A 24,283-nucleotide genomic window follows, 5' to 3' on the forward strand; every position below is an offset into this window, starting at 1 on the left:
CGCGATCGACCGGATCTCTCTAAAGCGTTCCTTTTGGGTTTTGCTAATCGAAAAACATGCTGCCGGCGCCGTCTCGTCTAACAGGCAAGGGCCGGCTCGCCGCGGCGAAAGCGGAGACGGTCGAAAACGCGATCGCCGGAAAGCATCCCGTCGCAAAAAAAACCGGGCGCGCCTTTCGGCGCGCCCGGCGGTTCGATCGAGATCGATAGTTTTTATTGCGCGCCGGTTCCGCTCACGCTCGCGCAACCGTCGACCGCGGCGGCAAACGGATCATAGGCGGTGATCGTCGCCGAGCTGGCCGCCGTTCCGAGATAAGTGTCGCCGATTTTCTGGGCCCAGCTGCCGGCCCCAGTCGACAGAGCCTTGAAGCCGTTGTTGGCGGTGATCGTCGCGGCGTTGCCCGCCGTCAGACCATAGTGCCACTTCAGATAGCCCAGAAGATCGGAAACGCGGGTCGCGGCGGGAGTGGAATCCCGGCCGACGCCGTAGCAGCTATAGACATAGAGATAGGCCGTGCCGACCAGCGAATAAGCACCCGTCGCAGGCGCCAGCGGGAGCTTCGAGCGACCGGTGATGTCGACCGACACGCCGGTGCCCGGCAGATAGGTGGTCGCCGGGAAGGTCTGAGCATAGACGTTCCAGTCGGCGAAGTTCGCGCTGGCCGGCAGCGAGAGAACTCCCCAAGCCGCGTCGGCGCTCGTCGGCGTCGCCGCGATGAAGTTGGTCGACGACACGCCGGGGTGGGTGACACCGGCAGAACGCTGATAATCGTTCTGCAGGCTAGCGGCGTGCGGGATCGTCGTCGCGGTGGACGGATTAAAGGGCGCGACGAAGTCGTTGCTCAGATAGCCGATATAGCCGTAGTTCGCCGAGGTGTTGCCGATCGCCGCCGCGACCGCATCGCTGCCGTCGGCGCCGGTCGTGTTGAGGCTGCGGCCATAGGCCGTCACCTTGTTGATGAGCTGCGTGAAGTTGTTGTTCGGCAGGGCGCTCGTCGAGAAGATCGACACATAGCCGTAAGTGTTGCTCGGGTCGAGCAGCGGGCAGACCGTCTTCAGATAGTTGGTGAAGATGAAGCTGGTGCCGCTGCCGTCCGAACGATAGACGATTTTGATCTGCGTGCTGGCGCTGGCGTAGGCCGTGCCGCCGCCCGTGCCCGGCGTGCCGGCCGTGCTGGCGGCGTGCCAGGTGTTGGCGTCGGCGAAGCCTTCCGTGCCCGCCACACCGGTGCTGGAGAGCGTCGGGATGGTGGCGGTGGAGTTCCAATCGGTCACGAGGCCCGAGAAGATCGCGCAGACCTGCGCGGTCGAGAGCTGGATGCGTCCGCCCGCGGCCGTGGTGGAGAACTGCGACTTGATGGTCCAGGTCGTGCCGCCGGCGACGGTCGTGCCCGTGGACTGATCGACCGCCGGCAGATTGACGGCGACGGCGACCGGCGCCTCGAACAGCGGCAGCTGGATCGGATCACCGACGTCGGCCGTGGGGAAGCTCGTCGAGCCATTGGCCGCCGTCGTGTGGTTGATCTGGTCCCAGAGATAGACGGTGGTGGTGTAGCCGCTCACGAAATTCGAGGGGAGCGGAGAATCGCTCGCGCCGAAGTCGATGCGCGGATAGGGGTAGGAGGTGAAGCCGAGGGTATAGTCGGGGTTGGCGGCCGGATCCAGGCCGGCGCCGCGGAAGCCCTGCGACGGGTCGTTGGAGATATAGACACGCTGGCCCGAGCCGCTGCCGATGCCGGCGTAGAGGAGGAGGATGCTCGAGCTAGAAGCGGTGTAGTAATCGGCGCTGAGCTGGCGCTCCGCGAGCGAAGCGAGCGTGCTGCCGCCGCCGAAGATGCCGTCGGTGGCGAAGGCCGGCTGGGCGCCGATCAACGCGAGGGTCGAAAGCGCGAGAGCCGAGCTTCCGTTACGCAGAGCTTTGCTGAAAGAAAGAGCAGACATGTGCTTCTCCTAATGGATCATCGCGTAGGGCTGCGCGAAAGGGCCGGCCCCCACAGAGGGGGGCCGCCCGACCCCGTTCAAAATGACGTTCTTGTTACAGTTGTCCGACAAAGTGATGAATAGAGGATCAGTAGCTACTTAGTACTCCTGACCTCTCTCCTGCAATTTGTCGCTATCCCGCCGCCTTACACCCTATAGACAGTGAAATCCCATTGATCGCGAAGAAAATAATTTGCATATCTTCTATCAGAAAGGAGTCGCAGTAAGCGCAGTTCCTCTTTATATTTCGTCGATCATACGTTTGATTGACACATCGGGAGATTTGCGAAATGGCCGAAACTCCAGGCTTTTTCCAGCCGCCGGCGCGCGCGAGCGCGCAGCTCGCGGCCTTCCGTCCCATCCCGCCCGCCGCCCGCAAGGTCGTCACGCCGACGCCGCCTGCCCAGCTCGCGCGCGCGCGCAAGCAATATGCGCGCGGCGTCGAGCATGCGCGCGCCGATCGATGGCGTGACGCCCTGCGCTTTTTCGAGGAGGCTGCGCGCTGCGCGCCCGATCAACCGAACTATCATTATGTGCATGGCGTCGCTTTGTGCCGTCACGATCGTTTCGACGAGGCGATCGGCGCCTTTGCGCTCGAATTGGAGGTGACGCCGGAACATCCGCCCTCCTTGACCGAGATCGGTGTCTGCCTCGCGCGGACCGGGCGCACCAGGCAAGGCGTTCCCTTTCTGCAGAGGGGCCTCGCCCGCATGCCGAATCTGCCGCTCGCGCAATTCAGCCTCGGCCTAGCGCTGTTGACGGAGCGTCGCGCGAAGGATGCGATCGGCGCATTTGATACCGCGCTGACGCTCGACGGCGCCTATGCGGACGCTTATCGCATGCGCGGCCTGGCGCTCACGATAGAGGGGGAGCATGACAGGGCCGTCGACGATCTGCAGGCCGCCGCCGCGCTGGACAGCAAGAATCATCGCGCGCTTCTCGATCTCGGCTTGAGCCTCGGCGCTAATGCGCGCGAGCAGCAGGCGGCGCGCCTCTTCGAGATGGCGGCGAGAGTAGCGCCGGATATCGCGCTGCCGCAGTATGTCTATGGCAATTTCCTCATCAATCACCGTCTCTTCGAAGCCGGTCTCCGATATGTCGATCGCGCCATAGAGCTCGATCCTCTGCAAGCCGAGCCCTATGTCGGCCGCGGCTTCGGCCTGCTCGGACAGGGGCGCATCGACGAGGCGGTCGCCGCCTATCGGCGGGCCGGCGAGCTCAAGCCGGAGAGCGCTCCCGTCGCCGGCACGCTGCTGTTCGCCCTGCAGCATTATCCGGGCGTCACCAAGCAGGAATTGCTCGACGCGCATAGGAGATGGGCGGCGCTCTATCGTCCGGCGGCGCCGCGCGACAAGCGCGCCTTTTCCAATGATCCCGATCCGAGGCGCAAGCCGCGGATCGGCCTCGTCTCCGCCGACATGCACCGGCATGCGGCGGCCTTTCTCACGCTGCGCGCCTTCGAGCAGCTCGCGGCCTTTGGATATGAGATCTACTGCTACAAGACCGACCGGAAGCGCGAGGACGATGATTTCAGCGAGCGCTTCAAGGCCGCGGGAAAATTCTGGCGTGATGTGTCCGATCTCGACGATGCGGCTTTCGCCGAGCTGATCGAGGAGCACAAAATCGACATTCTATTCGATCTCGCCGGGCATACCGCCGGCAATCGCCTCTCCGTCTTCGCCCAACGCGCGGCGCCGATCCAATTGAGCTGGGCAGGCTATGTCGGCACCATCGGCCTCGACACCTATGACGGCGTCGTCGCCGACCCGGTCGAGATTCCGCCGCAGGACGACGAATTCTACGCGGAGCCGGTCATCCGTTTGCCCGACTGCTACGTCTGCTATCATCCGCCGACCGATGCGCCGGATGTGGCGCCGCTCCCGGCGCTCGAAAAAGGCGCGATCACCTTCGGCTGCTTCAATCGTCCGGCCAAGATCAATTCGGAGGTCGGGCGCGCCTGGGCGCGTATCGTCGAGCAGCTTCCCGGCTCGCGCATTCTGATGGTCTATGGCGGTCTGAACGAGAGCGCCACGCAGATGGCGCTCTACGACGTCCTCGAGAAGGGCGGCCTGTCGCGTGAGCATGTCGAGCTCGTCGGCGGCGCGGAGCAGCCCGTGCTGCTGGACGCCTATGCGACGAGGGTTGATCTGGCGCTCGATCCCTTTCCGTATTCCGGCGGCGTCACGACGCTCGAAGCCCTGTGGATGGGCGTGCCGACGGTCACTTTCGTCGGCGACACTTTTGCCGGACGCCATTCGGCGACGCATCTCACCGCTGCGGGCCTCGCGGATTTCTGTACGCATTCGATCGACGATTATGTGGCGCTCGCCGTCGATTGGGCGAAGCGTCCGCAGGATCTCGCGGCGCTGCGCGCCAGCCTGCGCGAGAAGATCGCGGCCTCGCCGCTGAATGATCAGCTCCGTTTCGGACAGAATCTCTCGAACGAATTGGTGCGCCTCTGGACGCAATGGTGCGACCTGCGCCGCGCCGGCGAAGCGACCGGAGCGGGAGCGGCCGCTTGAGCGCGGACGCGGCGAATGTCGTTTTTCAGTGCAATCGAATCGCATTCGGGTGAGTGATATGACGCAGCAGCACATTCCGGGAGCGCGGCATCCGGACTATATCCGCGCCATTTTCGACCGCGCCGTAAAAATGATCGGGGAGGGCCGGTTGGACAGCGCCGAGGTGCTTCTCGCGACATTGAGCGAAGAGCCGAGCGCCCGCGAGGTGACGGCGCATCTGCGCGGCGTGATCGCGGCCAGGCTCATGGAGAAGTCAGCGGCGCAGCTCTTCTTCAAAGCGGCGCTCGAGGCCAATCCGCGCAATGCGGAGGCCCATGCGCAGCTCGGCGTGCTGCTGCTCGACGAGCGGCCGGTGGCGGCGGCGGCGGCCTTCGCAGCGGCGCTCGCGCTCGATGCGCGCAATCCCGATTGGCATGTCGCGCTCGCCGCCGCCTTTCATCGTTTGGGCTTCGTCGATCGCGAGAAAGACAATATCGCTGATGCGTTGGCGCTCTCGCCCGGCCATGCGGAGGCTTCGACGCGCGCCGCGGCTCTCGAGGTGGAGCTGGAAGAGACGCGCGAGATCGACGATCTGTCGCCCGAGGACGAGGCGATCCTCTGCGACGCGCTCTTCGCAGAGGGAACGCGGCGCCAGCGCGACGGCGACCTGGCCCGCGCCGCCGCCATTTTCGAGTGCGTCCTGAAGCGCGCGCCGACGCACGCCTTCACGCTTTGCAATCTCGGCGCGCTTCGCCGCGTCGCGGGCGATCTGCGCCGATCCGAGGAGCTGCTGGAGCAGGCGATCGCCGCCGATCCGAAGCTCGCGTCGGCGCGCCTGGCGCTCGCCGAGACTCATATGGCCGCGAGCCGTGAGCAGGACGCGCGCGCGCAATTCGAGGCGGCGATCGAGCTGGAGCCGCAGAACGCCGCCCCGCGCGCCGCCTATGCGATGGCCCTGCAAAGAACGGGCGCGCCGAAAGAATCGATCCCGCACTTTCATCACGCCATTCTCCTCGATCAGAATCAGCCGGCCGCGTTTTATGCGGCGCTCGGCGCGGCGCTCGAAGCGATCGGAATGCGTGATCGTGCGGAGATTGCGCTCCGGCATGCCGCGGCCCTGGCGCAGGCGTCATAGCGAGGCGCTCGGCGTCGGCCGAAGCGCCGGAGCCAATGAAGAGCCGTCGAACGACAAGCGCTCATTTGTCTTTGAAGCGAGCGCGCAAGCGCGGATCGTCGTCGCCCTCGAGCCACTCCGCCTCTTCGCCGTTCCCATTCATGTCGCCGGAAAGCTCGGGCGCGACACGGTTTCGTCGCGCCGGCATGCGCATGCCGATGTCGCGATCGAGCTGCTTTGCGCAATGGATCAGCGCCAGCTTCAATTCCGCCTGAATCGTGCGCTTTGTAACCCCGAAGCGCTTTGCGAGCGTCGAGGAAGGGATTTCGTCGATGGAGACCGCCAGCAATATATCGCGTCGCCGCGGCGGCATTTCCATCATGCCGCGCTTCAACACCTCGATCTCGGAACGCGCCTCGACGATACGCTCCGGATCAGGCGCGTCGTCGACGATGTCGAAGGAGAGATCTGTGTCGGACGGGCCGCCGAGCGATTCTGCCCTGCGCCGGTCAGCGGCGAGCCGCGTGGCGATGCGCAGTATGTAAGCTCTCGGACTTTTGATCGGACCGATCTCGACGCTCGAATGCAGCCGCAAGAACGTGTCTTGCAAAGCGTCCGCGGCCAAATCCGTCGAGCCCAGGCGGCGCGACAGACGCCGCTTGAGATCTTCATAACCCGTAAGAAGCAAATTGATCAGAGTCGCGCGGCTGGTTTCGATCGTCATCGAACGCTCCGCCTCCATCGACGCCGGGGAGCCTCGATGTCTCAAATATGCGCCAAGGGGATAGGTCGGGCGAATGACCCGGCAATGACATGCTCGCATCTTGCCGCGGTTTCATGAAATTCCTTCGACAGGATCTGGAAGTGACGCAAATCTTCGCAAAAATCCCATGTCTGCGGGCGATGCGACGGCGGCGGGCGAAGGCGGGGATAGAAGGAGACTACGGCCCGGACGAGCGCGAGCGGCAGGTTCGGCGGCGAGAGCGCTGTTCATTTGCGGATACGACGAGCGGGCGACGGATCGGAGGCCGGCACGACGGCAGCCACGCTGCGCATCGACTCGAGCCGCGAGCGGAATTCTTCCGCGACGCCTTGCGCGTCGAAGCCGTTGCGAATGATCTGAGGTTTGATGAAAACGATGATTTCCTGCCGACTCTTGGATTTGTCGGTATTGCCGAACAGATCGCCGAGATAGGTGATGCGACGTAAAATCGGGAGGCCGTCCAATGTGCTGTTATCCTGCTCGCTGATCATGCCTCCGAGCATCACGGTCTGGCCGCTCGTCACGGAAACGGTCGAGTGCACGCGCCGTTGGGAGATGGTCGGCGTCAGGCTCGTGCTCGTCGCATTGGAAATTTCCTGCTCGACTTCGAGCTGGATTGTCCCATTGCCATGGACATGCGGCCAGACTTTCAAGATCACGCCGGTGTCGCGCATCTGATAGGAATTGACGACGGTGTTGGTGTTCGAGAGAATATTCGCCGAACCGGTCGAGATCGGGATTTCCTGGCCGACCTGGAGAAGCGCGGGTTGATTGTCGGCGACGACGAGCGAGGGCGCCGACAGAACCTTGACGCTGGTGAGCGTCGACAGCGCATTCAAAATGAGGTGAGGTCGAGCCTCCGAACCGAGCACCAGATTGAAGCCGGGAAGGACACGCTGGAGGACGAGGTTCGACACCGCGCTCGCGGTGGAGGAGCTGGAGCTCGTATCGGTCGACGAGCTCGATGTCGAGGTCGACGCGGCGGACGCATTGGCCTGCGACGCATTGGCTCTGGTGGCGTTGCCGAGATAATATTGCACCCCGTATTGCAGCTGGTCGGTCAGCGAGACTTCGGCGACGGTCGCCTCTATGGCCACCTGCAATTGCGGCCTGTCGAGCTCGCGCAGCGAGCGTTCGATGACGTGATAGTCGTCCTGACTGGAGTAGACGATAATCGAATTATTGCTGCCGTCGGCCGTTATCCGCACATTCTGAAAGACGCCGCGGGGCAGGCTCCCGGGCGAGGTGGCGTCGCCTTTGGCTTCCGCGTCGGCGTCCTTCTTCTCGTTGAAATTCTCGAAGGAGGCGGCGATCTGGCCGCCGCCCTGGCCCGAGCCCGCCCCTGCGCCGCCGGCTTGACGCGCATTGGAGCCGTTGGAGTTGTTGCTATTGCCGAAAGCGCTGCCGGAGGACACCGAGTCCAGCTTCGATTGCGCGGCGCTCGCGCCCGGCGCGATCTGGCTCGTCGCGGATTCGCTCGTCGTCGATCCGGCGCCCTTGCCGACGAAAATCTCGTTGAGAATTTTGGCGATTTTGGTCGCGTTGCCATTTTCGAGACGATAGATGCGCACTGTCGTTCCCGTCGTGTCCGAACGATCGAGACGCCGCACCCATAGCGTCACGCGTTCCAGCGTCCGCGGACTTTGCGTCACCGCCATCACGGCGTTCATGCGCGAGATCGGCTGGAACTTCACCGCGCCGGCACCTTGCCCGCCTTCCCCGGTTTCGAAAATTTGCTCGAGCTCACGGGCGAGTGTCGCCGGCGACGTCGATTTCAGCGGATAGACGCCGACGGACTGGTTGCGCATCCACTCGACATCGAAGCCGGCGATCATATTCAGCATCGCGTGTCGTTCGTTCGTCGGGCCCTGCACCAGGACGAAATTGCGCGCCGTGTCCGCGCGGATCATGTTGGGGCGGGCCGCGAAGTTTTCCGCGGCCTTCACCACTGTGGCCGCGGACGTGTAGCGGAGCGGGACGATGGTGACGCCGAAGCCCGGCTGATCGGCGCCGAAATTGATGGGGCCCGTGCCATTGGCCTCGTTGATGGGCACAATTCGGATGACGTCATGGTCGCGCACGAGCGCCGCATTGGACATGCGCAGCGCGCTCTCGAAGGCCGCCAGCACATCCTTGCGTGCGATCGGCGCCGTGGCGATTAGCGTCATCGGCGCCGTGATGCGCGCATCGACGACGAAATTCAGGCCCAGCGCGTCGCCCAGCAAGGCCTTGGCGACGGTCTGGACATCGGCTTGATCGAAATTGATCTCGACGCCATCACCGCGCTCCGCCGCGCCGGAGCTCGGCGGAGCGGCGCCCTGCGTCTCGCCGGTCTTTACCGCTACCGAGCGGCCCGAGCCAGGAAAGAGCATCGCGGGCCTTTGCTTCTCGCCGCGGGCCTGGTCGGCGAGAAGTGGAAAGCGCGCGGTCAGATCGGCGACACGGATGGGGTCGACACTGTCGCCCCGGCCGACGCCGGCCAATTGCTCTGGCGATGAGCAGGATTGCAACAATCCCTGCGACGTCGCGAGCAGCGCCACAAACAGCCAGCGCCCGACGGTGGAAGCGAATGAGCCGGCGCGCCGGCGCGTGGATCGACAAAACACGACAATACTCCAATACGCGATAATTCAACCACGAACAAACATCTGCCTTCGCTGGCGCTCAAGTCGAATCGCATGCTTGTGTGACAGAGAGGCAACGAAACCATGGCCGTGGTCGGGCGTCTGACAGCGCGACCGTCACGACGGCGTCAAAAGCGGCGGCTCTACTGCGGACCGATTGCTCGATGCCATGTGTTACGGCGGCTTTTCATGTCTCAAAGCGCATTTGTCGATCATCTTTCCCGCAAGGGCGTCCTGCGCGAGCCGGAGGCGCTCGAAAGCGCGCGCGGCCGCGACATGGCCGGCGAGATCGATTGGACGAGCCTGACGCGGCTCACGCCTTCCGACTTCGCCGACGAGCTCGCGCAGTTCTATGCCTGCAAGCGCATCAAGCGCGGCGAGCTCGCCGCCGAAGAATTCGCGGGCAAACGTCTCTCGCGTCGCTTCTTGAAGGATGGGCGGCTGTTTCCTTTCGCGCATGACGGCGGCTGTCTGACGCTGGCCGTCGCCGCGCCAGTGGAGGCGGATACGCTGCTCGCCATCGAGATCGCGCTGGAGCGCAAGGCGGAAATCGCCGTGGCGACCGCCGACGAGATCGACGCCGCTCTCGCGGCGGCGCAAGGCCGGGAGCAAACGGCTCCCGCGACGGAGATCGCCGAGGGCGCCGCCGGCTCCGACGATCTCGACGATTTGCGCGATCTGGCGCGCGGCGCGCCGGTGGTGCGCGCGCTCGACGATCTTTTGCGCCTCGCCGTGGAGCAGCGCGCCACCGATCTCCATATAGAGCCGTTCGCGGGAGCCTTGCAGGCGCGGCTGCGCATCGACGGCCTCTTGAAAGCAACGCAGGCTCCGCCGATGACCATGGCCAAGGGGCTGCTTTCCCGCCTCAAAATCATGGCCGGGCTCAACATCACGGAGCGGCGCCTGCCGCAGGACGGTCGCGCGCGCATCGTCGTCGCCGGCGCCGAAATCGATCTGCGCGTCGCGACGATGCCGACCCTTTATGGAGAGGGCGCGGTCATCCGCCTTCTGCGCAAGGGCTCGGGCGTCGTCGCGCTCGATCAGATCGGCCTGACACGGCGCGACAGCGGGATTTTAAGGCACAATCTCCAGGCGCCATTCGGCATGATCATCGTCACCGGGCCGACCGGCTCCGGCAAGACGACGACGCTCGCCGCCTCGCTCGCCGAGATCAACGAGCCGACGCGCAAGATTCTCACGATCGAGGACCCGGTCGAATATCAGATCCCCGGCGTCAATCAGACGCAGATTCATCCCGGCGTCGGGCTCACTTTCGCAATGGCGTTGCGCGCTTTCCTGCGTCAAGATCCAGATGTCATCATGGTCGGCGAGATGCGCGACGCCGAGACGGCGCATATCGGCGTTCATGCCGCGCTCACCGGCCATCTCGTGCTCACCACGCTGCATACGAACACCGCGGCCGGCGCGATCACCCGCCTCATCGACATGGGCATCGAGAGCTTTCTGCTCGCCTCGAGCGTGCGCGCGATCGTCGGCCAGCGCCTCGTGCGCATCCTTTGTCCCGATTGCAAGCAGCCCCATGCGCTCACCGCGAAGGATTTCGTCGACGACGCGCGCTACGCCACGCTCGGCTTCGCGGAAGGCGATATTCTGCATCGTCCCAAGGGCTGCGAATGGTGCAGCTTCACCGGCTTTCGCGGCCGCCGTGGCGTGTTCGAGGTCATGGAGGCTTCGCCCGTGTTGCGCGCCGCGATCGGACCCAAGACGAATGCGACCGAGCTCGAGGCGGTCGCGCGGAACGAAGGCATGACCTCCATGACCGAGGATGGCGTCGCGAAATGCCGCGCCGGACTGACGACGATCGACGAAGTCTTCCGCGTCACCATGAGCGTGTGATCCCATGCCGCAGTTTCGCTATCGCGCAGTGACGTCGACCGGAGAGATGGTCTCGGGCCAAGTCGACGCCCCGACTCGCGAGGAAGTGCTTCGCCGCATCGAATATCTGGGGCATCTTCCCATAGAGGCGGAACTCGTGAGCGCAGGGCGGATCGCCGCTCTTTCGCGGGACGTCCGTCCGCCGGCGCGCGACGTCACCATCTTCCTGCGGCAATTGGCTCTGCTGATCGGCTCCCGCCTGACGCTGGAAGCCGGACTCCAGACGCTCGCGGAAGACGCGAGCAAACCTATGGTCCGCTTCGCCGAGTCGCTTCGCTCGACGATTTCCGCGGGCGACAGTTTCGCCGAGGCGCTCGAACGTCATCCGACCATCATCGAACCGGCCTATGTAGCAATGGTCCGCGCGGGCGAGGCGTCAGGCCGGCTGCAACCGGTTTTGAGCGCGATCGTCGAGGATCGCGCCCGCAACGAGCTTCTCGGCGAGCGGATCAATTCCGCCATTCGCTATCCATTGTTTCTCATCGGCTCCGCTATTCTCATCCTGTTTTTTTTCTTGGTGTATGTCGTGCCGCAATTCGAGCCGGTCTTCAAGGACATCGGTGATCGCCTCAACGGCGGCGCGGCCTTCGTGCTGGCGGCCTCCGCTTGGCTGCACGCCAATCTCTATCCGTTCCTCGCCTGCTGCGTGGCCTTCGTTTTTCTTCTGTGGCTGATCTTCAGCCGCAAAGAGGCGCGCGTCCGGTTGATCGCGATTCTCGCGAAGCTGCCGGGGGTGGCCGGACCGATGCGGGATGGACGCACGACGCGCATCGTCAGCGCTCTCGGTCTTCTCGTCGGGAATGGCGTGTCTCTGCCGACGACATTGAAAATCCTGCGCGACATCGTCGCCGATCCGGAGGCGGTCGCTGCGATCGACAAAGTGCTCGCGCAGGTGCGCAGCGGCCGGCGTTTTGCCGAGGCGCTCGCCGAGACGAACCTCCTGCCTTCGCTCGCCGTCCGAATGTTGCGCGTCGGCGAGGAGACGGGCGATCTCGCCGCGATCGCCGCCCATGCGGCGCAGTTCTACGAGCACAGACTGGACCTCGGTCTCGATCGTCTCATGGGAGCGATCGGGCCGGTCGCGATTATTTTCGTCAGCGTCATCGTCGGCGCGCTGGTCGTCTCGATCATGAGCGCCCTTCTCAGCATTACGGAGCTCGCCCTATGAATAGGAAATGTTCGCCCAAGCGCGCCGAACGCCTGCTGCGCGCCGCGAGTCCCGGCTATACGCTGGTCGAGATGCTCGTCGTGCTGACGATCATCAGCCTCATTCTCGGTCTCGTCGGCCCGCGCGTGCTGAATTATCTCGGGGAATCGCGCGTCAAGACGGCGAAGCTACAGATCGAGAGCTTCGCCTCGGCGCTCGACCTCTTCTACATCGACGCCGGCCGCTATCCCTCCGCTTCCGAAGGGCTCGTCGCTCTCGTCGAGCGTCCGAGCGACGTCGACGTGTGGAGCGGTCCCTATGTGAAGGGCGGCCGCGTTCCCAACGATCCCTGGGGCAAGCCCTACCAATATCGCTTCCCCGTCGACCACTATCCGCCATACGAGATCATGTCCCTAGGCTCGGATGGCCAGGAGGGCGGTGTGGGAACCGCGGCCGATATTTCGAACATCGAACATCCCAATGTCGCCAATGCGGATCATTGAACGACAGGCGGGTTTCACGCTGATCGAAATGATGGCGGTGATGATGATCATCGCCCTGATTTCCGCTCTCGCCGTGACGCTGGCGCCGAGCTCTGGCCGGGCGCGGCTGAAGGCGCTCGCGATCGACGTGGCGGCGCTGCTGCGGCGCGAGCGGCTCGGCGCGATGATGAGCGGCAGGGCCCGGCATGTGGCGCTGGACGGCGAAAAGCGCGCGCTGCGCGGCGAGAGCGGCGGCTCCGTGGCGGTGCCCGCCGATGTCGCGGTGGCGCTGCTCGGCGTCGAAGGCGGCGCGGGCCCGTTGCGGCCGGTCGTCCGCTTCGAGCCGGATGGCGCATCCACCGGAGCGGCGCTCGCCTTCGAGCGGGAAAGCGTCCGCTACGAGGTGCGCATCGACTGGTTCACCGGAGGCGTGTCGATCCATGCGCCGTGACGCGAAGCGCCCGCGCGCGGGCTTCACGCTCATCGAGGCGCTCGTCGCTCTCGCTGTGCTCGTCGCCTTCGCCGGCGCGCTCGGCCCGCATCTTTTTCAAGGGCGTCGCATTCTGGCGAGCGGCAAGGGGCGGGTGAATGCGGCGCTTCTCTTACGCTCGCTCATCGAGGCGCCGTTCGACCGCGAGGGCGGAGCAAAGGCGCGGGACGGGGAGACCGGCGGCTTTCGCTGGCGGATCGCGGCGACGCCTATCTTTCTCGATAAGCCTGTTTTCGACGGCCCCCCTCCCGGCAAGGACGAGGAGGCGAAGGAAAAGGCGGAGGACGAGAAGGACGCGCCGAAATGGGCGGCCTATCGCATCGAGGCGCGCGTCTCCTGGGGCGAGGGGCAGTCGGTCGCAGCGGAGACGATCCGTCTCGCGAAGCAGCAATAGGGGCGCATGATGGCGAGAGGCCGCTTCCTGGGCGAAAAAGAGCGTCGCGCCGGCTTCACCCTGGTGGAGACGCTGGCCGCGCTCGCCGTCGCCGCGGCCATCATCTTTGGAGCGGCGGCGCTCATCCATCATGTCGCGCTCTATTTCGATCGCGGGGCGATCGGCGTGACCGAGGCGGAGCGTTTCGCGCTGGCGTTGGATCGTCTGTCGCGCGATTTTGGCGCGGCGCGCTTTGTCGTTGGGGCCGCGGAAAGGGACGAGCGGCCGTCCGACCGTGGCCCGGCTCCGAAGGACAAGGACAAGAAGGCGCGTCCCGTCGCTTTCTCGGGCGGGCCGGGGCGGATCGTCTTCGTCACCGGGAGCGCTGTCGGCGCCCGCGCTGCGCCGGAGGAGGCGCTGACCCTCGATGTCGAGCCTTTGCGCGACGGCGTGACGCGGCTGGTGCGCCGGCGCTCCGTCTGGCTGGGGCCGCGCGCCGGCCTTCTCGCCGAGGCGGCGGGAGACGCAGTAGTGTTGCTCGAAGGCCGTTACGATATGTCGTTCGACTTCGCGCGCATGGGCGCGCGCGGCGACCTCGTCTGGACCGACAGTTGGACGGGCGAGACCGAATTGCCGCGTGTCGTGCGTCTGCGGCTCGCCGATCCGGTAACCGGCGCAAATCTCGTCGCCGGCGCGGAGTTTATCCTATGGGCCGACGCGCCTGCCGCCTGCTCGCGAGAGACGTCCGATTGCCTGCCCGGCAAGACAGCGGCGCCAAGTGAGAAGAAAGCGCAAGAACCGCCGAGGGAGCCGACATGAGAGTCCGCTCCCGCCTCGATCCGCGACGCGGCGTCGTGCTCGTCGCCGTGCTGTGGACGATCGCGCTGCTTTCGGCGCTCGCCATGGCGGCGGGGGCGGGGTTTCGCGGCTTCGCCGGCGTTCTCGCCGTCAATCGGGATCGCGTGCAGGCGGAGGCGCTGTTCACCGCGGGGATGGAAGCGGGGGCGAACCTTCTCGCGAGCTATCAGGGGCGGCCGTTGACGCCGACCGAGACGCGCATTTCCCTCTCGACCGGCGTCGCGCGCGTGCGGCTCAGCGATGAGCTCGGCAGGATCGACATCAACAGGGCGCCGATGGAGGTTTTCGCTTCGCTGCTCGCCGAGGTCGGCGCGCCCGACGCCGGCGAGGTGGCGCGCGCCATCGTGCTCTGGCGCGACGGCCAGGCGCCGACAGCCGCTCAGCGAGAGGCTGCCGAACCACCGCCGCAGCAGGGCCAGAGCGCCGGCGCGGCGAAGCCGCAGCAGGGCGAGAAGCCGCCGGACAAGCGAGACTTCGAGCAGGTCTTCACCAATGTCGATCAATTGTCCCAGATCCCCGCCGTGACGCCCGACTATGCGCGCCTCGTCGCCCCCTATGTGACCGTGTTCGGCGCGGAGACGGTGAACGCTGCGACGGCGCCGCCGCAGATCCTGCGCGCATTGCCCGAGATGACCGCGGCCAAAGTCGAGCAGATTCTCGAAGCGCGAAGCGTTTCGCCGAGCGAGCCGGCGCGGGTCGAGCGGATTCTCGGACCGACCGCCCGCTATGCGAAGCTCGCGACCCGTTCGGTCGCGCGGCTGCGGATGACGGTCGCCCTCACGGACGGCTATGCGGCGGCGGCGGAAGCCGTCATCGTCATATTGCCGAAGGATAGACAGCCTTATCGTGTTCTCTCCTTCGAGCAGCAGCGGACGCCGATCGACGTCGGCGAACGCCGATTTTTCGAGTGAAATTCATGTTCGTCGCCGATTTCCTCATTCATTGGATCGACGTGCTGGCGCAATTCGCGGAACGTCTGCGTGAGATTTGGCGCGGTCGCGGCGCCCTCTACATTGCCCGTGAGACAGACGGCTTTCGCATTCGCTCGGCGGACCCGGGCGCGCCGGTTCTCGTCGCCGCGGAGGCGAGCGCCTTTCCCGAGGACATCCGACGCCGCGCGCGCCGAGAAAGCGTCGTGCTCGAATGGCCGAAGGAGCGTATCGTGACGCGCCGCATCGCGCTGCCGGAAAAAGCGCGGGAGTTCATGCGCGGCGTGGTCGACAATCGGCTCGAACGTCTGTCGCCCTGGCCGGTCGCGCAGATCGTCTACGGGCTGGCCGCCGCGCCCGGCGAGCAGCCGGGCAGCCTCGACGTGCGCGTGTCGATCGTCTCGCGCAGCGAGGTCGATGCGGCCTGCGCGGAACTCGCCGCTCGCGGCCTCACGGTCGACCGGGTCGTCACGGGGCAGGGCGGCGAGGCTCCGGTGGTCCTGTGGTCGCGCGACATGCGGCAGGCGGCGGAAGGCCGGGGCCGCCTGCGCCTCGCCATCGGCGGCGGCGTCGCGGGCTTTGTGGCGGTCTGCGCCGTCGCCGGCCTCTGGGCCACGATCGCGACGACCACGTTTCGAGACGAGAACGAAACGCTGACGGCGCGCGCCCGTACGATGCAGAAGCAGGCGCGCGCTGGCGCGGACCCGCGGACCATCGCGGCGCTCCCCCCGCAGGAGCGCGCCTGGGTGCGCAAGGAAACATCCATTTCCGCCCTTCATCTCCTCGAATCCCTGTCGCGCAGCCTGCCGGACGGCGCTTATCTGACCGAGCTCCGGTTCGAAGCCGATAAGCTTCGGATCGTCGGCCTCGCCGAGGACGCGCCGGCGTTGATCGCCGCGTTCGAAGCCTCCGGGCCATTGTCGCAGGTGCGCTTCTATGCGCCGACCACGCGCGGCCCGGACGGCAGGCTCTTCACTTTCAGCATAGAGGCGCATGTCGCGGCGCGCCTCGCGCTCACGGGAGGATGAGGCGATGCGGCTCGATCTTCGGCTCGATCGTGAAGAGGGCGCCGCCCTCGGCGCGCTGGCGGCGCTCGTCATCGTCTGCGGGGCGGGGGCGCTGTTCGCGCTCGGCGTGCGGAGCGGCGCCGCCGAGGAGAACGCCCAGCATCGCGAGACGCTGACGCGGCTCGAGGCGGCGCAAAAGCGCGCCGGGGGAACGGGCGGCCGAGCCGTCGCGCCCGAGGCGGCCTTTCTCGCGGCGCCGACGGCGGCGCTGGCCAGCGCGCAATTGCAGACCTATGTCACGCGCCTCGTCGCGGCCCAGCACGCCGCTCTGGCCTCGTCCAACGCGCCGCCGACGACGAGCAAGGAGGCAGCCGACGCCGTCCGATTACAGGCGACCTTCGACATGGAGCTCTCGGCGCTTCAGGCGCTCATCTATGATCTGGAGGCGGGGACGCCCTATGTTTTCGTCGAGGCGCTCTCCCTCCAGCCGCTCGACGGGGCGCGACGCGGCGGCTCGCAGCCGTTTTTGCGCGTCACCTTGAACCTTCGCGCCCATTGGCGCCGGACGGCGTCATGAGACGCTCGCTGCTCGTCGCTCTCACCCTTCTCGCCGCCTCGCATGTCCCCGCGCAGGAGACGCCGGCCCGCGTCGACGCCAATCCGCTGGCGCGCCAGCCGCTCGAGCGTTTTGCCGCGACGCGCGACCGCCCATTGTTCACACCGAGCCGCCGGCCGCCGCCGACCCCGACGGCGCATCGTGAGGCCGAGCCGCCGCCGCCCCCGCCCGAGCCGCCGGCCGTCGTGCTGCTCGGCGTGCTGACCGATGCGCGAGGAACGCGCGCTTTCATCCGGCCCAATCCGATGGACAAGGTTCGCTCCGCTCGTGTCGGTGACGATATAAATGGTTGGAAAATAACACGGATAGAGCCGACGCGGATCATTTTTGGGCAGGATGAGCGCAGCAAGACATTCGCCATGTTCGAAACGAGGCGCGTCACGACGAAGACCGCGCGCACGAATGCGCAGCGCTAAACTTTCGAAAGAATTTTTATGGTGACGCTTCGGGTTTGGCTCTCGCGCATCGTCTCGTGAATAGATCGCGCCCGCATGCGGGCATATTCACGAGACGACGAGAGTCGCAATGTCGCAACACATACGAGCGCCGCTCTATAGATTGACGGAAGCTCTCGCGAGACGGCTCGGACTCGGAATCCTCGCTACGAGCGCTTTGCTCCACGGAGCCACGCCGGCGCAGGCCGCCGCCTACCACTCGGCGGACGGCGCTCCCGCCGCATGGCGGGATTACGCATTGCTCGTCGGGCGTCGGGTTCAGGACTGGCTCGGCCAGGACAGCGAGCAGACCCGCCGGCTGCGAATGTCCCTGGAAGCGCGCTCGCAGCAGAACGCCTCGCCGTCGACCATCGTGGCGCGTGTCTGGATTTTGGCGAACGGGACGGTCGAGCGCGTCGATTTGGAGGGATTCGATCCGGCGGATGCGGAGGCGTTACGCGCGCTTTTGACGCGACAGGAGGTGGGCGCGCCGCCGCCGGCCGACATGTCGCAGCCGCTGCATTTGAAACTATCGCTGCAGGCGAAGAATTGAGCGGCGGGAGGCATCGTCGGAGCGTGGCCGAGGCGCGCGCCGCTCGCCTGCTCGCTGCGGCGACGCTCGGCGCGCTCTCGGTCGCCTCGCCTCTCGCGGCCGAAGAGACGAGCAATCGAAGCTCGGCGAAGGCGCCGGAAGCGGCGGCGGCGCGGCCAGGCTCGCCCGCCGTCTATCGCGCGCTGGCCGAAAGCGAAGCGCGCCGCGCCGGAATGCCGGGCGAGATCGCCGACGCCGTCATGGCCGTCGAGAGCGGCTATGATTCCAACGCCCTAGGCTCGGTCGGCGAGATCGGGCTCATGCAAGTGCTGCCGTCGACGGCGCGAGCGCTGGGATTCGAAGGTCGGATGGAGGGGCTCGCCGTTCCCGAGACCAATATTCGCTATGGCGTGAAATATCTAGCGGGCGCCTGGCGGCTCGCTGGCGGCGATCTCTGCACGGCGGTCATGAAATATCGCGCAGGCCATGGAGAGACGCGCTTTTCGCATCGCTCCGTCGATTATTGCCTCGCCGTGCGCGCCAAGCTGATGGCGCGTGGCTATCGCGTCGCCGGAATCGTTCCGATCGCCACCTTCGGCGACGCGGCGCCGTCTCGCCTCGGCTCGGCGCTCGGCGCCGGATGTCGTCGAAACTGTCTCGCGGCGTCTAGCCACGCCGAGCCCGATTTCGACGCGATCAACACGCGCCTCGATCATATCGTCATACAAGCGAACGCAAACGCTGTGCGGTTGCGGTGAGGCCTCGATCATTTCAATCGTTCGAAGGGACGAAACATGAGATATCTCGGTATCGCTATACTGATGATGCCGTTCGTCGCGCCGTGTCATGCGAACGACCTCACGACGCCGAACGGAGAAATCATTATCGGCGGCGGAGCGTCGCCGACGACTGTGGATGGAACCTGCGTCGACGTTCAAATCGGCGGCGATCTGGCTTTCGGTTGCCTCAATCGACGGCTGAGGCGCGACGTCGAGCGCATCCGCCCGATCATCGAGGCTCCTCCCGTAGACGCTCGATCGTCCGACCTGAAGACCGGCGTCGTCAACCTGCCGGCCATACGCCAGCAGTATGGACGGAACTTCGGAATTTCGGCCGTCCCTTATCGCGAGCCGACGGTCAACGCCGGATCGCCGATGTTGCGACGTTGAAGTCGCCGCTCTCGCATGGACGCCGGACGCGATCCGGGCGCGGGCAATCTGAAGGGTAGAGTTGGTCATGTTGGAAAATTTTGCGCAATTTCAGAAGATAGAAGATGGCGACAACAAAATGCGCCATCTTTCGAACCCGCGTGCGTCCGGCCACGATCTCGCAGGCCTCTTGCCGTTAGTCAGCATAATCATCACCAATTACAATTATGGGCGATTCCTGCGCGAAGCATTGGATTCGGTCTTCGCTCAGACTTATCCGCACATCGAATGCATCATCGTCGACGACGCCTCGACCGACGATAGCGATATCGTCCTGGAGAGCATTCGTCGCCACGAACCGCATGTTCGCATTATTTGCCACAGGGAAAATTTGGGGCAGACAACCGCGTTCAGAACGGGCCTCGCGGCCAGCTTTGGCGAATATGTCGTATTTTTGGACGCCGACGATATGTTCCTTCCAGCCTTCGTCGAGACGCATCTCTACGTTCATCTCTCGCTACGGATCGCGGTTGGCTTCACCTCGTCGGATATGTTCCAAGCGATCAATGGTCGCATCGTCAGATCGTCCTGGACCACCATCAGCGATTACGTCGCGTCAGGGCGCGGATTGCGCAAAGAGCGCCTGCGTCGCATCGATGCCGTCGCGTGCGACTTTTGGCCATTCGAGCGCGCGCCGCTCGACGATGTCGAATCTCGCGTCCACTTCGTGGACCCGCTCGGTTCGGAGGACTGGGTCTATGCGCCGACGTCGGGGAATTGTTTCAGACGAGACGCCCTGACATTGCTTCTCGGCGATGGCCCTCTCATGGATCTTCGATTCCACGGAGATACTTATCTGAACAAAGGCGTGCGGCTGCTGAACGGCGCCGCGCTCATCGATGCGCCCCTCACCATTTACCGAATCCACGGCGGAAACGGATTCGCGAGCCACGCGGAACTCTGCGGAGTCCATAGCGCGGCGCCTTTCAAGGCTTTCAGGGCCGAGTATTTCGCCTGGCGCGCGGTCGTGGATCGTCTGATCGACCATGTTGACGAACTCGCGGAGCGCGTCGGCGCGGACCGCTATGTCAGCGCGCTCGTTTGCCTACAAAAATCCTATGTGGACCATCCGGATTTTCAGCAGTTCGAGAGCCTCGTGCGATATATCGAAACGCGACTAGAGACGCGGGCGGATTCAATTCGCGCCTGCCTCGGCATGGACTGGTTCGAACACTTATCGACGAGCGTGAAGCGCAGCAGCAAGCGGCGAGTCCAGGTGAAAAGACGGGCGCCGCGACCCTGGATACGACCTTTCGCCGAATTTTTCCTGACGGCGGGCCGCTCGATGAGCCTTACGGCGATGACGAAGATCGGCGATCGGCTCTGGCATTTCTGATATCCGATCCGCATTGTCGGCTGCTTTCGTCGATATCCGGTAAATTTCTGTCGGTCAGTCAGTGGTCGCGATGAAGAGCCGGTGTCCGCCTATCGAAAGGGATTTCGCGGGCTTGCGACGAAAGCTGCGCGAAATCGAGCGAAGCGGCGAACGAGGTCGATGCGCAGGCTCGTGACCCGGTGTCGTTCGTCGAACGACACCGTGCGCGAAGCGCCAAGTTCAATCATCATACACGGCGGAAAAGGAAACACGCCGCATTCCGGCGGGCGTCGGGTCGCCGCTATGCGCGACGCGGCCGGATGCGCGGTCGCCAGATTGTCCCAGTCGTAATCGTAGATTTCGGCGAGATATTGCGCGATTTCCTCATCGTCGAAGACGAGACTCGCATCGCGATTCGTCTTTACCCCCTCGTTGGACCAATTATGGCTGCCGAACATGACGCGCTTGCCGTCGACGATGATCGTCTTGTTGTGGCAGGCGGGCTGAAAGCGGAACACCTCTTTGGGAAAGCCGAGCGCGATGAGAATATCGAGGTTCTCCTGCTTCATGAGATCGCGGCAGATGATCCGCACGTCGACGCCCGCGTCGATCTTGCTCTTCAACGCCCCGACCAGCAGCTTGAACTCGGCGAAATCCTCGTTCGTTCCGCGAAAATTGATATATTGATTTTGGAATCTGACGCTCTCGCGCGCCGAGCGGATCAGTTTGAGCGTATGTTCGGCGTAATTGTCGGGCGTCAGCAGCGGCTGCACCGAGACTTCGCGATCGAGGCGCAAAGGCTCGAAATAGCGCGGCGGCCGCGCGAAGGCGGGCGGCGCTTCGGGCTCTTCGGGAACGAAGAGATCGGGTTCGGGGCCTGGCTGCGGCGCCGCCGCCTGCGCCGCGGCGAGATCGTGATCGCGCGCGATATAGCCCTCGAAGATCGACGCGATCTTCGGATCGACGATGATCGCGTGATAGTCGCGGTTGTATTTGCGCTGGAAGCCGACGGGCGGCCGATCGCGTCGCGGGCCGAAGAGGTGGATGTTCGGCTGGTTCGACGATTGCCAATTTCCGCTCGAGCACCACACGGCCCCGCCGTCGCGCACCGCGACCTTGATGTGATAGGCGGAGGCCCATTACGTCCGGATGCGCGCGCGAATGCAGCGTCGCCCAGGCGAGCTCGAAGCGCGACTTCAGCGTCTCCGAAAGAGGGTCGACGACGCCGGCGACTTCCTCGAGATCATCGGCCTTGACTCCGGAGGACGGCGGCTTCTCGGGCACAGGATGGAGCACGAGCTCGAAGTCGCGCCCCGCTGGCGCGACAGCGGCTTTCACGGCGTCGAAAATATGCGGCGCGGTGAATTGATACATGGCGACGGTGAGACGCTTGCCGGTCTCGCCGAGAAAGCTCTCCAGCTCGCTCCAGCCGGCCTCCGGACTGACGCAGACGGTGAGCTGCATGCGTTCTTTCACGAGCGGCAGATTCGGCGGCTCCGGCGGCGTGTAGGAGCCGGTCTTCGGCGGAGCGAAGACGAGCGCCTCGTCGCCGACGATGAGACGCTCGAAAGCGGAAGTCGGCGCCCCGGGCGCGCCGAATGACGGCGCAGGGGCCTCCTCCTTCGCGAGCTGTTCTTCGACCGTCGCATCCGCGATCACGACCGGAACGCCGAGCTCCGTGGCGAGCGCGGAGGCGTGCTGCGTCGCCGTCCCAGGCTGGACGGCGACGACGACGGCGGGAATTGGCGCGCCCGTCGCCGGATAGGCGTAGCCGGGGCGCACAGTGATCACCGTCGCATCGGCCGAGAGCTTCGCTCGCGCGGCGGCGACCGCCGGCAGGACAGGCGCGAAGGCGTTGCGGACGGCGTCGGAAATTTTCGCGAGAACAGTTTCGGTCATGACGATCGGCTCCAATCGGTGGTCAAGTCAAATCGGCGACCCGCAGCCGCGCCGCGGGATCGCCCAATGTCACGTAATTCTGCGCATCGTTGCGTTGCAGCCAATAGGCGACGAGATCCTTGTCGCTCATGCGCGACGACGCCGCGGCGCTGGGCGACACCGCGCTGAGCAGCGTCGTCGACAGCGACGCGAAATGGCCGCCGAACTGGTCCTTCACCGCATGTCCCACCGGCTCGCCGCGCATCACATAATGGAGACTTTCGCGGAATGGGCCGATCTGCGCGGCCGTGGATTTGGGCGGCCGGATCGAATAGCCCCAGGCGCGATCGATATGGGCGACGACCGCCAATGCGCCGCCTTCGGGATGCGCCAGCAGCCTTTGCGGCAGCGCGGCGACGAAGGGCTGCGGCGCCAGCGGCCGCAGCCGGCCGGCCTGTTCCGGGTCGAGCAGAAATTGGTCCAGGTCCGGCGTGCCGCCGCCGAAACAGGCGAAGAAAAAGGCGATCAGGCCATGAACCTTGGCGTTGTCCGGCACATCGGCGGCGGCCAGATAGGCGTCGGGGCCGATGCGGCCGAAGCCTTGCCAATCCTGGCACAAGAGCGCTCCCTGGATTTCGTGCTGGCGCGGCTGGCCGCTGCCCACCTCCATCCCATGCGAGGCGGTGAACAAGACAGCCGGCGGCTTGGGGCCGCGCAGCGTCGCGATGAGGGCCGCTTTGGTTGCGTCGTCACCGGCAGAAGGCGCTCCACGAAGGCGCATTCTTCATTCACTGGCTTTGCGAGGCGCGGCGTCGCGCCAGCGACGCCGCGGGCGAGCGGCGTCACCAACTCGGTCGCGCTGAGCTCCGTCGCCTCGTCGCCCGGATGGCGCGTGCCCCAATAGACGACTTCCTTGCCATTGATCGGAGCGGAGCCCGGCTCCTCATAGGCGACGATCGAGGCCGCATAGCGTTCGTAGTCGGCGATCTGGTCGAAGGTGAGCCGTCCGACCGCGAAGTCGACGCCGAGGAGATATTGGAACTCGAAGGGAATCTGGTCGGGTGGCCCGACGATGAGCAGATAATAGGGAACCGCCTGGGGGTCGAGCGAGCCGGGGGTGACATTGTAGCGGCGACGCCAGTCTCGTGTCTCCTCTCCGCGCCTGTAGGACAAAGTCTTGAACAGCGCGCCCGCTTGCGCCTTGCGGCGATCTAGCAAGGGCTTCAGCGCGTCCACCACTTCTCGGGGAGCCTCCTCGAAGAAGATGACGCCCCAGCCCGCCTCCTCGATTTTCCCATAATCGACGCCGGGCGGCAGGCCGAAGCTGCGCGCCTGCTCGCCGCGCGTCGCGGCGAAGGCCCCGACATTGGGACGCGCGCGCGCGATCTTGCCGAGCGCGGCGACAGTCATCGGCGCGACGGCGTAGCGTCCGGTTTCGGCGTCGACGCCATTGAAATAGACCAGCTCGGCGCCTTTGTCGCCCTCTTGCCGACCCTCGTCGGCGGGGGCCCCGCAGCGGCGGCCGCGACGCTTTCCTCCGGCGGCGACGCCTGTCGATCGGAGTTCGGATGCGGCGCGCCGGCGCTCGCGAGAAGCCGGTCCTGCGCGCGTCCGTAATGCTGATAGGCGGCCCAGGTCGCGCAAGCGTCGCCGCTCATCTGAAAGGTCGTTCTGCGAGCGCCGAGCAGAGCTTTGCCGATCGTGTCCGGCTCGCGCGCGGCGGCGCCGGCCTTCGTCGACAGGCCGAGCGCGCGCGAGTAGAATTGCTCGGCGAAAACACGCCCCCAATAATCGTCGACTGGCCAGCCGGCGCCGATATAGTTCGGAATCCCGCGAGCAAAGAACGCCTGCGCCGCGCCGACGAGGCGGCTTCGCTGGCCCGCGCCGTCCGACGGCTCGACGGCGTTCTCGGAGATCGCGTCATGTTCCTTCAGAACGAGCGCGATTGAGCCAATTGCTGCGGCGTTGTGACCCCGCGATCGGAGCCATTTAAGTGAGAGCCGGCCTCGCAAATTCGGACATTAGCGTGAGTGGATTTTCTGCCTGACAGCGGCGAGGATTCTCGCTGCGAATCAGGAGCATTCGATGACGAAGAAGAGCCGCCGGACACATTCTCCGGCGTTTAAAGCGAAGGTGG

The 24,283-nt window shown here is 65.3% G+C and carries 24 protein-coding genes; 17 read left to right on the forward strand and 7 right to left on the reverse strand.

The features are described 5' to 3' along the window. Positions 1-212 precede the first annotated feature (212 nt). Positions 213-1,940, reverse strand: coding sequence for a substrate-binding domain-containing protein (locus VIF40_RS19040; protein ID WP_331939093.1), 1,728 nt, complete (start codon positions 1,938-1,940; stop codon positions 213-215). Positions 1,941-2,269: 329 nt separating this feature from the next. Between VIF40_RS19040 and VIF40_RS19045 the strand changes: the two genes are divergently transcribed. Both VIF40_RS19045 and VIF40_RS19050 read left to right on the forward strand, forming a co-directional pair. Next, positions 2,270-4,501 carry a tetratricopeptide repeat protein gene (locus VIF40_RS19045; protein ID WP_331939094.1) on the forward strand — a complete coding sequence of 744 codons (2,232 nt, stop codon included), beginning with the start codon at positions 2,270-2,272 and terminating at the stop codon, positions 4,499-4,501. Positions 4,502-4,559: 58 nt separating this feature from the next. Beyond that, positions 4,560-5,615 (forward strand): tetratricopeptide repeat protein, encoded by a 1,056-nt coding sequence (locus tag VIF40_RS19050; RefSeq protein ID WP_331939095.1) that lies wholly within the window; start codon positions 4,560-4,562, stop codon positions 5,613-5,615. 61 nt (positions 5,616-5,676) lie between these two features. On the opposite strand, the gene VIF40_RS19055 is transcribed toward VIF40_RS19050, so the two are convergent. Then, positions 5,677-6,318, reverse strand: a complete 642-nt coding sequence (locus VIF40_RS19055; RefSeq protein ID WP_331939096.1) for an RNA polymerase sigma factor — start codon at positions 6,316-6,318, stop codon at positions 5,677-5,679. Positions 6,319-6,584: 266 nt separating this feature from the next. After that, positions 6,585-8,963, reverse strand: coding sequence for a type II secretion system secretin GspD (gene gspD, locus VIF40_RS19060; RefSeq protein WP_331939097.1), 2,379 nt, complete (start codon positions 8,961-8,963; stop codon positions 6,585-6,587). Between the two features lie 207 nt (positions 8,964-9,170). On the opposite strand from gspD, the gene VIF40_RS19065 reads away from it, so the two are divergent. The 14 genes from VIF40_RS19065 to VIF40_RS19130 all read left to right on the forward strand — a co-directional run bounded on the left by VIF40_RS19065 (position 9,171) and on the right by VIF40_RS19130 (position 20,289). Beyond that, positions 9,171-10,838, forward strand: a complete 1,668-nt coding sequence (locus tag VIF40_RS19065; RefSeq protein ID WP_331939098.1) for a GspE/PulE family protein — start codon at positions 9,171-9,173, stop codon at positions 10,836-10,838. A gap of 4 nt (positions 10,839-10,842) precedes the next feature. Beyond that, entirely contained in the window at positions 10,843-12,045 is a 1,203-nt protein-coding gene (locus tag VIF40_RS19070) for a type II secretion system F family protein (RefSeq protein ID WP_331939099.1), read from the forward strand. After that, positions 12,042-12,527: a type II secretion system major pseudopilin GspG gene (gene gspG / locus VIF40_RS19075; RefSeq protein WP_331939100.1), complete on the forward strand. Its 486-nt coding sequence runs from the start codon at positions 12,042-12,044 to the stop codon at positions 12,525-12,527. Before VIF40_RS19070 ends, gspG begins: the two co-directional genes overlap by 4 nt. Beyond that, on the forward strand, positions 12,505-12,957 hold the full coding sequence (locus tag VIF40_RS19080) for a prepilin-type N-terminal cleavage/methylation domain-containing protein (RefSeq protein WP_331939101.1): 453 nt from the start codon (positions 12,505-12,507) through the stop codon (positions 12,955-12,957). The genes gspG and VIF40_RS19080 overlap by 23 nt, the downstream gene beginning before the upstream one ends. Further along, entirely contained in the window at positions 12,947-13,390 is a 444-nt protein-coding gene (locus tag VIF40_RS19085; RefSeq protein ID WP_331939102.1) for a prepilin-type N-terminal cleavage/methylation domain-containing protein, read from the forward strand. Before VIF40_RS19080 ends, VIF40_RS19085 begins: the two co-directional genes overlap by 11 nt. A 6-nt stretch (positions 13,391-13,396) precedes the next feature. Next, positions 13,397-14,188, forward strand: coding sequence for a prepilin-type N-terminal cleavage/methylation domain-containing protein (locus VIF40_RS19090; RefSeq protein ID WP_331939103.1), 792 nt, complete (start codon positions 13,397-13,399; stop codon positions 14,186-14,188). Continuing rightward, a complete protein-coding gene (locus tag VIF40_RS19095) occupies positions 14,185-15,138 on the forward strand; it encodes a hypothetical protein (RefSeq protein ID WP_331939104.1) in 954 nt (317 codons plus the stop codon). The genes VIF40_RS19090 and VIF40_RS19095 overlap by 4 nt, the downstream gene beginning before the upstream one ends. Before the next feature lie 5 nt (positions 15,139-15,143). Continuing rightward, the gene (locus VIF40_RS19100; RefSeq protein WP_331939105.1) at positions 15,144-16,184 is read left to right on the forward strand and encodes a PilN domain-containing protein; all 1,041 of its coding nucleotides are present in this window, start codon (positions 15,144-15,146) and stop codon (positions 16,182-16,184) included. Positions 16,185-16,188: 4 nt separating this feature from the next. Beyond that, positions 16,189-16,740 carry a type II secretion system protein GspM gene (gspM, locus tag VIF40_RS19105; protein WP_331939106.1) on the forward strand — a complete coding sequence of 184 codons (552 nt, stop codon included), beginning with the start codon at positions 16,189-16,191 and terminating at the stop codon, positions 16,738-16,740. Beyond that, positions 16,737-17,195: a hypothetical protein gene (locus tag VIF40_RS19110; protein WP_331939107.1), complete on the forward strand. Its 459-nt coding sequence runs from the start codon at positions 16,737-16,739 to the stop codon at positions 17,193-17,195. Before gspM ends, VIF40_RS19110 begins: the two co-directional genes overlap by 4 nt. Before the next feature lie 196 nt (positions 17,196-17,391). Continuing rightward, positions 17,392-17,766 (forward strand): hypothetical protein, encoded by a 375-nt coding sequence (locus VIF40_RS19115; protein ID WP_331939108.1) that lies wholly within the window; start codon positions 17,392-17,394, stop codon positions 17,764-17,766. A gap of 23 nt (positions 17,767-17,789) precedes the next feature. Continuing rightward, entirely contained in the window at positions 17,790-18,503 is a 714-nt protein-coding gene (locus VIF40_RS19120; protein WP_331939109.1) for a lytic transglycosylase domain-containing protein, read from the forward strand. A gap of 36 nt (positions 18,504-18,539) precedes the next feature. Further along, complete coding sequence (locus VIF40_RS19125; RefSeq protein WP_331939110.1) at positions 18,540-18,914, forward strand: hypothetical protein; 375 nt, start codon at positions 18,540-18,542, stop codon at positions 18,912-18,914. A 67-nt stretch (positions 18,915-18,981) separates the two neighbouring features. Beyond that, a complete protein-coding gene (locus tag VIF40_RS19130; protein WP_331939117.1) occupies positions 18,982-20,289 on the forward strand; it encodes a glycosyltransferase family A protein in 1,308 nt (435 codons plus the stop codon). Positions 20,290-20,378: 89 nt separating this feature from the next. Here VIF40_RS19130 and VIF40_RS19135 read toward each other — a convergent pair whose 3' ends face one another. Next, positions 20,379-21,377: a phospholipase D-like domain-containing protein gene (locus VIF40_RS19135; RefSeq protein ID WP_331939111.1), complete on the reverse strand. Its 999-nt coding sequence runs from the start codon at positions 21,375-21,377 to the stop codon at positions 20,379-20,381. Between the two features lie 178 nt (positions 21,378-21,555). On the opposite strand from VIF40_RS19135, the gene VIF40_RS19140 reads away from it, so the two are divergent. After that, on the forward strand, positions 21,556-21,870 hold the full coding sequence (locus VIF40_RS19140; RefSeq protein WP_331939112.1) for a hypothetical protein: 315 nt from the start codon (positions 21,556-21,558) through the stop codon (positions 21,868-21,870). Between the two features lie 319 nt (positions 21,871-22,189). Here the strand turns inward: VIF40_RS19140 and VIF40_RS19145 are convergent, their stop codons facing one another. Genes VIF40_RS19145 through VIF40_RS21565 form a run of 3 tightly spaced genes read right to left on the reverse strand, consistent with a single transcriptional unit; the run spans position 22,190 to position 24,158 of the window. Continuing rightward, positions 22,190-22,765, reverse strand: coding sequence for a hypothetical protein (locus VIF40_RS19145; protein ID WP_331939113.1), 576 nt, complete (start codon positions 22,763-22,765; stop codon positions 22,190-22,192). Further along, the gene (locus VIF40_RS19150; RefSeq protein WP_331939114.1) at positions 22,672-23,556 is read right to left on the reverse strand and encodes a hypothetical protein; all 885 of its coding nucleotides are present in this window, start codon (positions 23,554-23,556) and stop codon (positions 22,672-22,674) included. Before VIF40_RS19150 ends, VIF40_RS19145 begins: the two co-directional genes overlap by 94 nt. Then, positions 23,553-24,158 carry a CHAT domain-containing protein gene (locus tag VIF40_RS21565; RefSeq protein WP_414684833.1) on the reverse strand — a complete coding sequence of 202 codons (606 nt, stop codon included), beginning with the start codon at positions 24,156-24,158 and terminating at the stop codon, positions 23,553-23,555. Before VIF40_RS21565 ends, VIF40_RS19150 begins: the two co-directional genes overlap by 4 nt. Positions 24,159-24,283: the final 125 nt, after the last annotated feature.

Origin of the sequence: Methylosinus sp. (genome assembly GCF_036560965.1) — a bacterium.
Classification (GTDB): Bacteria; Pseudomonadota; Alphaproteobacteria; order Rhizobiales; family Beijerinckiaceae; genus Methylosinus.